The 12,931-nt window shown below is 63.3% G+C and carries 9 protein-coding genes; all 9 read left to right on the plus strand.

Going from position 1 to position 12,931, the window contains the following annotated elements:
• The first annotated feature begins 3 nt into the window (after window positions 1–3).
• The gene (gene tssC / locus ABWP89_RS12495) at window positions 4–1,623 is read left to right on the plus strand and encodes a type VI secretion system contractile sheath large subunit (RefSeq protein WP_353229640.1); all 1,620 of its coding nucleotides are present in this window, start codon (window positions 4–6) and stop codon (window positions 1,621–1,623) included.
• A gap of 4 nt (window positions 1,624–1,627) precedes the next feature.
• Window positions 1,628–2,095: a type VI secretion system baseplate subunit TssE gene (tssE, locus tag ABWP89_RS12500; protein WP_353229642.1), complete on the plus strand. Its 468-nt coding sequence runs from the start codon at window positions 1,628–1,630 to the stop codon at window positions 2,093–2,095.
• Between the two features lie 4 nt (window positions 2,096–2,099).
• Complete coding sequence (gene tssF, locus ABWP89_RS12505; RefSeq protein WP_353229644.1) at window positions 2,100–3,914, plus strand: type VI secretion system baseplate subunit TssF; 1,815 nt, start codon at window positions 2,100–2,102, stop codon at window positions 3,912–3,914.
• A complete protein-coding gene (tssG, locus tag ABWP89_RS12510; protein ID WP_353229645.1) occupies window positions 3,914–4,999 on the plus strand; it encodes a type VI secretion system baseplate subunit TssG in 1,086 nt (361 codons plus the stop codon). Before tssF ends, tssG begins: the two co-directional genes overlap by 1 nt.
• Before the next feature lie 258 nt (window positions 5,000–5,257).
• Complete coding sequence (gene tssH, locus ABWP89_RS12515) at window positions 5,258–7,915, plus strand: type VI secretion system ATPase TssH (RefSeq protein ID WP_353229647.1); 2,658 nt, start codon at window positions 5,258–5,260, stop codon at window positions 7,913–7,915.
• 158 nt (window positions 7,916–8,073) lie between these two features.
• Window positions 8,074–8,544, plus strand: coding sequence for an Hcp family type VI secretion system effector (locus ABWP89_RS12520; RefSeq protein WP_353229648.1), 471 nt, complete (start codon window positions 8,074–8,076; stop codon window positions 8,542–8,544).
• Window positions 8,545–8,721: 177 nt separating this feature from the next.
• Window positions 8,722–10,590 carry a type VI secretion system Vgr family protein gene (locus tag ABWP89_RS12525; RefSeq protein ID WP_353229649.1) on the plus strand — a complete coding sequence of 623 codons (1,869 nt, stop codon included), beginning with the start codon at window positions 8,722–8,724 and terminating at the stop codon, window positions 10,588–10,590.
• 9 nt (window positions 10,591–10,599) lie between these two features.
• Window positions 10,600–11,208, plus strand: a complete 609-nt coding sequence (locus ABWP89_RS12530; RefSeq protein WP_353229650.1) for a DUF6931 family protein — start codon at window positions 10,600–10,602, stop codon at window positions 11,206–11,208.
• A gap of 3 nt (window positions 11,209–11,211) precedes the next feature.
• Window positions 11,212–12,876 carry a type VI secretion system-associated FHA domain protein TagH gene (gene tagH / locus ABWP89_RS12535; RefSeq protein ID WP_353229652.1) on the plus strand — a complete coding sequence of 555 codons (1,665 nt, stop codon included), beginning with the start codon at window positions 11,212–11,214 and terminating at the stop codon, window positions 12,874–12,876.
• Window positions 12,877–12,931 lie beyond the last annotated feature (55 nt).

A 12,931-nucleotide genomic window follows, 5' to 3' on the forward strand; every position in this document is an offset into this window, starting at 1 on the left:
GGCATGCTGTCCATGCCTGACCAGGGCGATTGGCACACGGTTGATGATGCGGCCGGGGTTTCGGACGAAACCCCGGCCGTCGTCATGGGTGACGATGCTCTGGATCATGGTGCACCGGGCGATAGTGCACCCGATGAAACTGTGCTGGATGAAACTGCGCCGGATCAGGGCGGTTTGATCGACACAATCATTGCTGAACGCGCAAGCGTCGATCAGGCTTTGGCTGCGGCCAGCCTGGTGGCAGCTGTGCCCGACGATGCGGTGGCCTGCGCAGAACGGGCGGCGGTCTTTCGCGCCCGCGTGCACCGGTTGGTGGCCGAAATCGACCGGATCTTGGCCCATTCGCTCGATACCATCCTGCACCATCCCGCGTTTCAGGCGATGGAAGCGCGCTGGCGCGGGCTGGCGTGGCTGGTGTCGGCAACCGATGATCCCATGGTCAAGGTGCGCATGCTGGACGTGCGCTGGACCGAGATCGCGCGCGATTTTGAACGCGCGCTCGATTTTGACCAATCGGCGCTGTTCGATCTGGTTTACAACCGCGAATTCGGCATGCCCGGCGGCGAACCCTATGGCATGATGATCATCGACCACGCGGTCACGCACCGGTTGGGCAAGGATGTTGCGGGCAAGACTGTCAAAACCGATGATGTAGCGGTGCTGGAGGGGCTGGCCGATGTCGCCGCGGCATCATTCTGCCCGTTTGTGGTCGGTGCCGATCCGGCGATGCTGGCGCTCGACAGTTTTGCCGAGGTGGATTTGCGCCAGGACCTCGATTCAACGTTGAGCGATACGGCCTTTGCGCGCTGGAACCGCATGCGGTCGCGGCCGGACAGCCGGTTTCTGGGGGTCGTGCTGCCACGCCTGCTGGCGCGGCCGCTGCATCGCGGGCGGGATCATCCGCGGCTGGGCTTTGTCTATGATGAAGCGGCGGCATCGGGTGATGATCTGCTGTGGATCAACGGCGCGTTTGCGCTGGGCCATGTTACCGCGCGCGCGATGAACCGGCACCGCTGGCCCGCCGCAATCCGCGGCACCGTGCCGCGCGGCGAAGGCGGGGTGATCGACGGGCCGGCGCGGCAATTCCTGCCCAGCGACCAGGTCGGGCTGGTCGCACGGTTCGCCATCGAAAACGCACTGTCCGAAGAGCAGGAGGTGGCGTTGAACGATGCCGGGATGATCGTCATCCGCCAGATGCACCTGACCGGGATGGCGGCCTTGCTCAATCTGCCGTCGCTGCACAAACCGCCACGGTACAGCACCGATGCTGCGCGGATGAATGCCAAGATGGGCGCGATGTTGAACTATATCCTGTGTGTGGCCCGATTTGCGCATTATATCAAAGTCATGGCGCGTGACTGGGTGGGCAAGTACCAGACCGCTGACCAATGCCAGAACCTGTTGCAACGCTGGCTGCACACCTATGTCACCGGCAACGATGATGCTTCGCCCGAAATGCGGCTGCGCTACCCCTTGCGCGAAGGGCAGGTGATCGTGACCGAAATCCCCGAACGTCCGGGCAGCTTTGCCTGCGAAGTGGCGATCCGCCCGCATTACCAACTCGATCAGATTGCGTCGGAATTTCGTCTGACCACCGTTCTCGACGCCGGACAGGGAAATTGAGCGCATGAGTACGATCATCCATTCGCTGCTCGATCGGCTGACCGATCACAATCCCGAACAGGCGATTGAACCGATCGAAGACGATGAGGCCGCGCTGAACCATTACAAGATCAGCCTGCGCCAGGATCTGGAAAGCCTGCTGAACGCCAAACGGCCCGATCTGACCGGGCTGGACCGCTATCCGGAGCTGGAAACGACGATTGTCGGGTTTGGCCTGCGCGATATCAGCACAGAGGATTTTTCGGCAGCCGGCGCGCGCGACCGCGTGCGGCGGATGGTCACCCAGGCAATCCGCCAGCACGAAACCCGCCTGACCCGGATCGAGGTGGAAATCGACGACCGGCTGACCTCCAGCGGGGTGCGCCTGCGCGTGTCGGCGCAATTGACGCTCAGCCGCGCGCGCGATGACGTGGTGTACGAGGCGCTGGTGCGTCCGGGTGACCGCACCATCAGCGTCAGCCTGGGCGACTGACCCCATGATCGACGATCTGATCGAATATTATCAACGCGAACTGGCGTTCCTGCGCAACAACGCCGGGGCGTTTGCCGATGCGCATCCCAAAATCGCGTCGCGCCTGCGCGTTACGCGCGAATCGCTGGAAGATCCGCATGTCGGCCGCCTGATAGAGGCGGTGGCGTTTTTGAATGCGCGGCTGCGGCACAAGCTGGACGATGATTATTCCGAATTGTCCGACGCGCTGCTGCAGACGCTGTACCCGCATCTTCTGCAACCGCTGCCATCGCTGATCATCACCCGCATCGAACCATCGCCCGATCTGGAAAAATCGACGCTGGTCCCCGCCGGCACCGGGTTTTCCACCGAACCGGTCGATGGCGAAGCCTGTCGTTACCGGCTGTGCCACGATGTCATGCTGCAACCTTTGCGAATTGCCGCGGCGGCGATGTCGGGCCCGCCGATCGATGCGCCGCCGGTGGGCATTTCCGGCGCGCGCGGGCTGCTGCGGCTGACGCTGGAAACCACCCGCCCTGAAATAGAGATCGCCTCGCTCGATCTTTCGCGGCTGCGGCTGTTCCTGCGTGCCGATGTCCGCCGTGCGCAAATCCTGCTGGAACATCTGGGGGTAAACCTGTTGGGGGTGGCGGTGGCCGATGGCACCGCCGATGCCGGCGCGGTGCTGCTGGACCCATCGTGTATCCGCCTGATCGGGCTGGAAGAGGACGATTTGCTGTTGCCGGCCGAGGCTGCCGCGCGCCAGCCCTATGCGCTGTTGCAGGAACATTTTGCCTATCCGCAAAAGCACCTGTTCTTTGAAATTGCGGGCATCGACCGCCGCGCGATCAACCTGACTGGGCCGCGGGTGGAACTGTTCCTGTTTTTTGATCAGCTGTCGCCCGAACTGGAACGGATGGTCCGCCCCGATGATTTTGACCTGCATGCGGCGGCGGCAGTCAATCTGTTCGAAATCGATGCCGAACCGATCAATCTCGACCATTCGCAGCTGGAATACCGGGTGATCCCCAGCACGACGCGCGAAGATGTGATCGAGGTTCAGTCGATTCGCGAAGTCGTGCTGCAATCGGCGTCGGGCGAACGGATTTCCGCGCCATCGCTGTATGCGCTGGATCATGGATCGCCATCGCTGGGCACATATTTCCATGCCGCCGCGCGCCGCGCCAGTTTCAGCCCGGGCGGCGGTGACGACGTGTTTGTGGCGATCGCCGATCTGAAGGGTGATCTGCTGGTCGATGACGAGACCGTGGTGCAGGTGCGCATCCTGGCCAACAACCGCGATCTGCCGATGCGCCTGCCGTTTGGCGGTGGGCGGCCGCACCTGACGCTGAACGGATCGATCAACGGCGTGGCGGGGCTTTCCGCGCTGACCAAACCGACGCCCACCCGGCGCCCGGCGCGACGGCGCGCGGCCAGCTGGAAACTGGTCGGGCAATTGTCGCTCAACTATCTCAGCCTGGTCGGCGGGCCGACCGGCGCGCGCGCCTTGCGTGAAATCCTGGCGTTGTATGACACCGTCGAAACGGTCGAAAGCGTGCATCTGCGCGATCGGCTGGTGGGCATCACCGCCGAACCCGGGGTGGCGCGGGTGCGGCTGCGGGGCCATGCGGCGCTGGCATCGGGCGTTGATATCACGCTGGAAATCGATGACGAACGCCTGTCGGGGTCGGGCAGTTTTCTGCTGTGCGCGGTGATTGAACGGTTTCTGGCCACGGCCTGCGCGCTGAACAGTTTTGTGCGCGTGACGGCGCGCCTGCAGCAGGACACCGCGGCGTGGAAAACCTGGGCGCCGCGCATGGGCACACGGCCGCTCGTATAATGGCATTGCCACCGACCAGGCTGGCGTTGTCACCTGCCCGGCTGGCGCAGTGGCTTGGTCGTGCGACGCTGGCGCAGGCGGCGCGGCTGGTGGAACAGCTGGCCTGGCGCGATGGCCGTCGCCACGAAGTGGGCCGCGACATGGTCCCCGCCGAAGAACCGATCCGGTTTGCCGCGTCTGAACGGCTGCATCTGGTCGCCAGCGACGTGGCCGAGGTCGATACCGCGCACCAGCAGGTGCGGATTGTCGCCAACGTGATCGGGCTGGCCGGCGCAACCCCGGCGCTGCCGCCGGCCTATAGCGAATTGCAGTTGCAACGGCGGCGCGCGCGCGATTACGCGTTCAGCCGGTTTCTGAATGTGTTCGACCACCGCGCGCTGTCGTTTTTTTACCGCATCACGCGCAAATACCGCTGGCCGATGCTGGCCGAACGCGCCGCCGCGGGCGACAGTGCGCAGGCGGGTGACCCGGTCCGCGAATTTCTGGTCACACTGTCGGGGCTGGCGGTGCCGGGCGCGCGCGACCGGCTGGGGATTGGCGATGCCTTGCTGGCGCCACAGGCGGCGCGACTGGCCGACCAGCGACGCAGTGCGCGCACGGTAGAGGCGACACTGCGGTTGCTGACCGGTTATCCGTTGCGCGTGGTCGAAGCCTGGCCGGTATGGATGGCGGTGCCGGCGATCGAACAAAGCCGGCTGGGCGCGTGCCACGGGTTTCTGGGCGATGCGCCGCCGGGGGCGGCGCTGCGGCTGGGCGGCGCGGCGATGATCGGCGGCGCTGTGCTGGATGTGCAGCACCACTATGTCATTGAAATCGGGCCGTTGACCTTTGATCAGCTCCACCGCTTTTGCGCCAGTGCCGAATCGCGCACCACCATCACGCGGATTGCTGTGCTGGCCGCCGGGATCGAACAGCGCCCGGTGCTGCGTCTGCTGGTGGCGGTGGCGGCGATCCCGCCGCTGCGGTTGGGTGGCGAAACGGCGGGTGGCATGCTGGGGCGCACGACCTGGCTGGGGCCGCCCGAAACCACCGACGGGCTGGCGCGCGATTGCACCATTCCGATCACGGTTGGCGCGCTGGCATGAAAGAATCGTTTGAGGGTACAGAATTCGCACGATAAGCTTTGACGATTGTCGCGGACCGGTGCTGTTGGTGTGGATTGTTGCTGATTAAACAGCCATTCCTGTAACCGAGGCGCATTGTTAACACGATGATCGGTTTTTGAAGGATGAAAGGCGCGCAAGAACGCCGCAAATACATGTCGCAAATGCATAACCAACATGGCTGGCGATAAACGCCGGCGGTGACGATATTTTGCCTGCTGAACGTTGGGGGATCCGGGAATGGCCGTGCAGATCAATCTGAAAAATCTGATCGCGAGACTGGACGATACCTGTCGTTCCTTGCTGGAATCGGCGGCGGGGCTGGCGCTGTCACGGACCAATTACGATATCGAGGTTGAACATTGGCTGTTGAAGCTGATTGATCGCTCATCGTCGGATATTGCGCTGATTCTCGGCAATTTCGGGGTCGATACCGGGCGGTTGGGGCAGGATCTGAACCGCCAGATCGACAGCTTCAAGACCGGCAATGGGCGCGCCCCGGCGATCGCACCCAATGTCGTGCGCCTGTTGCGTGAAGCATGGCTGGTGGCTTCACTGGAATATGGCGCGGGCGAAGTGCGGTCGGGCCATCTGCTGATCGCGCTGCTGACGGGTGAGGAATTGTCGCGGGTGGCGCGTGATGCCAGTTCGCAATTTGCCAAGATTCCGGTTGAGGCACTGCGCACATCGCTGGTGCAACTGACCAGCGGGTCGGAAGAAGCCGGTTCAACCAGCGCGGCGCCGGCGGCGGGCGGCGATGGCGGCGGTGCGGGCGCCGGCGCCGGTGGCCCACCTGCGGCGGGTGCGGGCGGGTCGCTGGCCAAATTCACCATCGACCTGACCGAACAGGCGCGCAATGGCAAGATCGACCCGATCTATGGCCGCGATCCGGAAATCCGCCAGATTGTCGATATCCTGACGCGGCGGCGGCAGAACAACCCGATCCTGACGGGTGAGGCCGGGGTGGGCAAGACCGCCGTGGTCGAAGGTTTTGCGTTGCGCATCGTGCAGGGTGACGTGCCTGAAAGTCTGCGCAACATCCGGCTGCTGTCGCTCGATCTCGGGCTGTTGCAGGCCGGCGCGGGGATCAAGGGCGAATTTGAAAACCGTCTGAAATCGGTGATCGACGAGGTAAAGAAATCTCCGATACCGATCATCATGTTCATCGACGAGGCGCATACGCTGATCGGTGCGGGCGGGGCAGAGGGGCAGAACGATGCCGCCAACCTGCTGAAACCGGCGCTGGCGCGTGGCGAAATGCGCACGATCGCGGCCACCACCTGGGCCGAATACAAGAAATACTTTGAAAAAGACCCGGCGCTGACCCGCCGTTTCCAGGTCGTCAAGATTGAGGAGCCGGCCGAAAGTCTGGCCGTGGCGATGCTGCGCGGGCTGGTGCCGGTGCTGGAAAAACACCACGACGTGCGCATCCTGGGCGAAGCGCTGGAGGCGGCCGCCGGGCTGTCGCATCGCTATATCGCCGGGCGGCAATTGCCGGACAAGGCGATTTCCCTGCTCGATACCGCCTGCGCGCGCGTCAATATCAGCCAGGTGGCAACACCGTCGGCGGTGGAGGATCTGGATCGCCAGCTGGGTCTGCTCGATTCCGAAGTGGCCATGCTGGAGCGGGAGGCACGCGGCGGCGCCGATGTGACAACCGCGCTGGCCGACAAGGCCACTGCCCGCGCCGTGCTGGAGGCGGACAAGGCCACCCAGACCGAACGCTGGCAAAGCGAACTGGCGGCGGTGCAAAAGGTCAAATCGGCGCGCGAAGTGGTTGAAAAGCATGAAGGCGATGATGCCGCAAAGGAGGCGGTGATTACCGCCCTGCGCGATGCCCAGGCCGAACTTGCCACGATGCAGGGCGAAACGCCGATGATCTATGACGTGGTCGATCGCAATGTCGTGGCCGAGGTGCTGGCCGGGTGGACCGGGGTGCCGGTCGGGCGGATGGTCAACGATGAAATCCGCGCGGTTTTGAGCGTGGCCAACCAGCTGGGCGCACGGATCAAGGGGCAGGACTATGCGCTTGACGTGATTGCACAGACCGTGCGCACCGCGCGCGCCGGCCTGGCCGATCCGCGCAAGCCGCTGGGCATTTTTCTGTTCTGCGGCACGTCCGGCACGGGCAAGACCGAAACCGCGCTGGCGCTGGCCGACCTGCTGTATGGCGGCGAACAGAACCTGACCACCATCAACATGAGCGAATTCAAGGAAGAACACAAAGTGTCGACGCTGGTCGGCGCGGCGCCTGGCTATGTCGGCTATGGCGAAGGCGGGGTGCTGACCGAGGCGGTGCGGCGCAAACCCTATTCGGTGATCCTGCTCGACGAAATGGAAAAGGCCCATCCCGGGGTGCAGGACGTGTTTTATCAGGTGTTTGACAAGGGCATGCTGAAGGACGGGCAGGGCCGCGACATCGATTTCAAGAACACGTTGATCATCATGACGTCGAACGCCGGCACCGACACGATCGAGGCGCTGTGCCGCAATGCCGAGGTGCTGCCCGAACCCGACGAACTGGCCAAGGAATTGCGTCCATCCTTGCTGGAATATTTCAAACCGGCATTCCTGGGCCGGGTGGTGACAGTGCCCTATTTCCCGCTTCGCCCCGAAATTCTGCGCGAAATCGTGGTTATCAATCTGGAACGCATCCGCAAACGGGTGGTCGGCAATTACGGCGCAGCGTTTGACTGGGACGAAACCCTGCTTGACCGTCTGGTTGCGCGGTGTACTGAAGTGGAAAGCGGGGCGCGCAATATTGAAAATATTCTGAAGCGGGGTCTGCTCGCCGATCTTGCCGGACAACTGCTGGAAATGCGGGCCGATGGCCGCGACGTCGCGCATGTGCGTGTCACCGCGGGAGAGAATGCCGATTACGAGTTTGAAATCGCCTGATACAAGGTTGCTTGTCCCTGGCGCAGGTTTTCGACCGCCAGGCAAAACAACCTGTCTTGCCAGTCTGCTTAATGTTTTGATCGTTCGTTCAATGTGGCATTCAGATCTGCGCAGAGATCCCGTGCAGATTGCGATTGCCAACCCACAGGAGGTGTAAAATGGCCATCTACATCAAGTTCGACAAATTTCCCGGCAGTTCGACCGACGACAAGTTCAAGGACCAGGTCGAAGTCAACAGCTTTCAGTTTGGCGCCGGGATTGGCGTCGGTTCCCCGCGCGGGGGTGACCGTACCAGCAGCGAACCCAGCGTGTCGGAAATCACCTGCTCCAAGCAGACTGACAAATCCAGCGAGATGCTGTTCAAATATCTGCTGCTCGGGGAAAACATCGGCAAGGCCGTGATTTCGTTCACCGCCGCCAGCAAGGGCGAATCGGTTGCCTATGCCTCGCTGGAACTCAGCGATGTGATCATCTCCGGCTTCAGCATGTCGTCGGGCGGTGACATTCCGAGTGAATCGATCTCGCTGAACTTCACCAAGTTCGACTGGAGCTTTACCGGCCGCGATGCCACGCAGTCGGGCAGCCCGACCCACCTCATCTACGACCTTTCGAAAAACAAGATCGGTTAACCCGTCCGGCCCGCAACTGGTTGCCACATGGCAGCCAGTTGCGGGCGCCACGGCGCAGGCAATGGCAGCGTGGGCAACGACGGTATGGGCAATCACGGTATGGGCGTAATCCAAACCGGGCCCACGCCGGATTGAAACGGCCAGCCGGCTCAAGGCGAAAAGGCCAGGTACAGTTCTATGTCCGATCCCCATCTCCTCAATCTGACAGCGTTGGCTGGCGAGCAGGTGGACGACTATGCGCTGCTGAGTTTTCGCGGGCGTGAGGCGATCTCGGAACCGTTTGATTACACGATCGAGGTCATTACCGACAAGCAGCCGGTGCTGACCGACTGGATCGGCAAGCAGGCCGAATTTACCGTTGCGCCAGGTTCGGAGCAGGCTCGCCAGTTCGCGGGGCGGATCTATGGCGTCTATGGCTCGATCACCGACGGGCGCCTGCGGGTCGAGGTGCATATCGGTCCGGCCTATCTGGCGCTGTCCTATGCCCGTGCGACCCATTTTATCCAGGACCAGACCAGCACCGACATCTTTCAGGCGATGACCGCGGAAATTCCCGGTTTTACCAAGACCGTCAATGTTTCGCCGACACCCCAGAAGCGCGGCTATGTCGTGCGCTATGATGAAAGCGAGCTTGATTTTCTGGCGCGGTTGCTGGCGCAGGACGGTATTTTCTATTTCTTTGTCTATGATCAGGGCGGCGGCATCTATCGCCACCGCATGATCGTCAGCACCAAGACGGCCGATTATGTCGACGTGCCAAACAACCCGGTGCAATTCTTTGCCAATGCACCGTTCGGATCGATCACCGCGATCGAGCGGCATCTGCGCGCGGCGCCGCGGTCGCACGCGCATATGTCGGTCAATCCCGATAAGCTTGACACCCCGTTCCTGAAAACCGGCAAATCGGCGCTGAACTGGGGTGCGGTCTATCCCCACGACGACGAAACGATTGGCTACGAGGCCAACGAGGAAGGCGATCTGGGCGCGCGCCAGACCGCGTCCGATCAAAACCTGGCGCAGGCCTCAGGCATTTACACCGGCACATCGGGTGAACACACGTTGTTTGCGGGCGGGCGGCTGGAAATTGCCGATGCGCCGGCGCTGGTGTCGGGCAAGCTGGTGCTGACCAGCGTGACGCACATGGCCTATGACCCATGGATGCTGCATTCCGCCGACACCGCGCGCTATTCCAACAGCTTCACCGCGATCGAGGCGACGCAGATCTGGCGGCCGCGTGTGGGCGAACCGCGCCGGGTGGCGCCCGGTCCGGTGGTCGGGGTGATCTATGATGGCGAAACCGCCGACGGCAAGCCCAAGATCGATGACAAGTCGCGCGTTCCGGTCAAGATTCTGGGCGCGCACGAATACAGCAACGGCGCTCTGCCCAAATTCGTGTGGCTGCCGGTGCAGCAGCAATGGGCGCACAGCACCCATGGCGCGCAATTTTTCCCGCGCATCGGCGCGCGGGTGATCGTCGATTTCCTGTATGGCAATCCCGATCTGCCGTTTGTGTCGGGCACGGTCTATACCCCGTCGCAGCCCTATCCGTTCGACCCCAGGCAGACCCCGACGCAATCGGGGTGGCGGTCGATCACCGAGGGCCATGGCGCGATCAAGCAGGAATTCCGGTTTGAAGACAAGGACGGGTCCGAAGAGATCTATCTGCACACCGGTCGCGATTACCGGCGCGAAATTGACCAGGACGAATGGGCGACAATCAAGCGCGACCAGACACTGACGGTTGAACGCGACCAGAGCGACACGATCAAGGGCAAGGTTACGGTTGACATCACCCAGACCCAGACCGTGACCGTCGATCAGAAAAGCAAGCTTGAATCCAAACAGGAAATCGAATTCGTGGTCGGCCCGTGCAGCATAAAGCTGACCATGAGTGGTATCGAGATCAAGGCGCCGCAGATCAAGATCAACGCCGATGCCACGCTCGACATGAAGGCTGGTGGCCAGGGCACGCTCAAGGCGCCGATGCTCGAAATCAACGCCGACGGCGTGACCATCGTCAAAGGTGGCATGGTCATGATCAACTAGAGCGCGGCCATGGCAAGCAAACCCCTTATCGCACTGCGGTTCCAACGCGCAGAACTGGAAAACAAGGCGGAACTGTCCGACCCGGCGCGGCAGATCCTTGCGCAAAATCCGCATCCCGCCAACCTGATCGCGGCCTTGCGCGGGGCCGGCCTGGTGCGCGATGCGGTGCATGCGCTGGCGCTGATGCTGCCGCATCGCCAGGTGGTGTGGTGGGGCTGCATGGCCGCGCGCGCATTGCCCGATCTAGACCGGCGACCGGCCGATCTGGCCGCGGTGATCGCGGCCGAACGCTGGGTTCAAAATCCGCAAAACGCGGAATCCGAACTGGCGGGTGATGCGGCGGCGCAGGCCAACCGCGAACGCGGGCCGGCCTGGGTGGCCACCGCGGCGGCGTGGGCCGGGCCATCGCTGGCGCCGCGCGGGCAGGCGCAAGTGCCGCCGCAACCGTTTCTGCCCGGGCTGGCCACGCGCACCGCGCTGATCCTGCTGCAGATCGAACCGTCGCTGACCGGTCGGGTGGGGTTTGCCGACTGGCTGGAAATCGGCGCCGCGCTGATGCATGGTGATACCGGCACCAATGCGCTGGCCGCGCTGCGCCAGCAACTGGCCGGGGCCTGACCAGTGTGGGCATTGCTGATTTCCCGGCTGACCGACCCGCCCGGCGTCTATTTTGACCGTCGCCAGTTTGACGGCGGTTCCATCAGCATCGGGCGCAGTGCGAAGACCTGTGACATCGTGTTGCCCAACGATGACGGGCTGATTTCGCGCACGCATTGCACGATCAGCGCGGTCGGCTTTGACCTGTTCGTGACCGACAGCAGCACCAACGGGGTGGCGCTCAACGATCCGGCGGCACGGATCGTGCCCAACCAGCCGGTGCCGATCCGTGTACGTGACCGGCTGATCGTGCACGCGTTTGTCATTACCGTGGTGACCGCTGCCGAGGGCGCGAGCGCCGGGTTGAGCGTGGCCGGCCCCGCCGTGCCCGATATCCCCGATGCCGGTGCGGCCGCGTTGAGCGATGTGTGGGGTGCCGGCGCGCCCGACCCGTTCTGGCAGCCGGCCGGTGGCGGCATGGGTGCTGGCGCCGGTATGGGCGCTGGCACTGGTGCCGGCGGCATGATGGGCGGCGGCGGCCAGGACATCTTTGGCGGTGGCGGCGGCGCTGATGATGGGCTGGTCCATGATTTTTTAAGCGGCGGCAACGCGTTTTTCGATGCGCCTGCGCATAGTCAGGACATGCCGCAACATCCCGCCAATTTCGGGTTCGCCGACGGGATGGGAGAGGCGTTTTCGCGCCCGATCATGGCCGCACCGCCCGCCCCATCGGCCGATATGGGCATTCCCGAAGACTGGTTGAGCGATCTGGGCGCCCCCGGGGGGGGCAATTTTGCGCCACCGCCACCGCCACCGCCGCCCGCACCGCACTACGAAGCGCCCCGCGCGCCTGTGCCACCCGCCGGCGATCCGTTTCCACCATTGGCCGACCACGATCTGTTTGGCGGCGGCGGCACGGATGGCGGGTTTGGCGGAGCGTTTGATCCGTTCGCCGATACCGGACCCATGTTTGGCGACACCCCGGCGGCGCCCATCCCTTATCCGGTGCAGCCTGAACCGGTGCAATCCGCGCCTTATCAGCCGCCAATGCTGTCACCGTCACCGTCACCGCCGCAGCCGCTGCCGGCCGCCGCATCGCTCGTCGCCGGCACCGCCGCAGTCGACTGGGCACAGTTTTACGAAGGCGCGGGCCTTAATCCGCAGGATCTGCCGCTGGCGCCCGATGCGCTGTTCAAACTGGGGCAGATGTACCGCCAGATGGTGCTGGGAATGTGCGACATCCTGCAGGACCGCGCCGCGTTTAAAGACGAATTCCGGGTGGAGCGCACCCAGCTGAGCATTGGCCGCAACAACCCGTTGAAACATCTGCCGGCGATCGAAGTGGCCAAAGTGCTGCTGGGCAAACCGCTGCCCGGGTTCATGGACATGGAAGAATCGCTGCGCACCTCGCTCGAAGACCTGAAAAAGCACCAGCTGGCGATGCTGGCAGGGGTGCAAAACGCGCTGCTGGTGGTGTTTGACCGGCTCGCGCCCGCTGAAATCGAACGGTTCGCGGGGAAAGTCGAAAATCAGAAGCGCGGCCTGCTCGGGCGGCGCGAACCCGATCGCTGGGCGGTGTACATGACGGTGTTTGAAGCGCTGCGCCGCGATGCGACCGGCAATGCCAATGGCGTGATGAGCGTTGCCTTTCGCGAAGGATATGAGACCTTCATGAAATCGGTGCGCTGACCGAACGGGCGCGCGCCGCAAACGAATACGGTAATTGCCAATAGAGGGGGCAAGG

Source organism: Novosphingobium sp. (assembly GCF_040398825.1).
Taxonomy (GTDB): Bacteria; Pseudomonadota; Alphaproteobacteria; order Sphingomonadales; family Sphingomonadaceae; genus Novosphingobium.